A 527-nucleotide genomic window follows, 5' to 3' on the forward strand; every position below is an offset into this window, starting at 1 on the left:
GTGGTCCTTCACCGACGCCCAGGGCCGCTCGGTGGCCATCGGCTACGTCGGCGACGGCCTGCCCGTCCTCACCATCGAGGACTGCACCCCCGACGTGACCGATCCCGAGCCGCTGGCCGCGACTCCCCGGTTCGCGACGGCTCCCACGTGCCCGACCGACGGCGGCATGCCGCGCGCGCTGTTCGTGCTCGACGGCCTGTTCACCGCCGTCATCACCCCGACGGTCGGCGTCATCGCCACCTTCACCGAGGGTGACGGCATCACGGGTCCGTGGGAGCTCACGTTCACGCCGGCCGACGGCTACACGCTCGTCGACGACGAGGGCGACCCGCTCGAGAGCCCGTACGTGGTCTCGGGCAACGCCGGCGTCGCCGCCGACTGCGACGAGATCGTGGTCGTGGACCCCGAGCCGACGGGTGTCACCCCGGCCTTCACGACCGAGCCGACCTGTGCCGTGGACGACGCGGTCTCGGCGCTGGTCGCGATCGACGGGCTCAATCGCGTGTCCGTCGTGCCCACGGCGGGCG

At 72.7% G+C, this 527-nt stretch carries 1 protein-coding gene; it reads left to right on the top strand.

Features of this window, described 5'->3' with window-relative positions; translation table 11 throughout:
* Positions 1-527, top strand: a 527-nt coding sequence (locus ASF38_RS17990; protein ID WP_162237323.1) for a hypothetical protein, incomplete at both ends; no start/stop codon positions are given.

The sequence above is a fragment of the Aeromicrobium sp. Leaf272 genome, assembly GCF_001422865.1.
In the GTDB taxonomy this organism is placed as follows: Bacteria; Actinomycetota; Actinomycetes; order Propionibacteriales; family Nocardioidaceae; genus Aeromicrobium.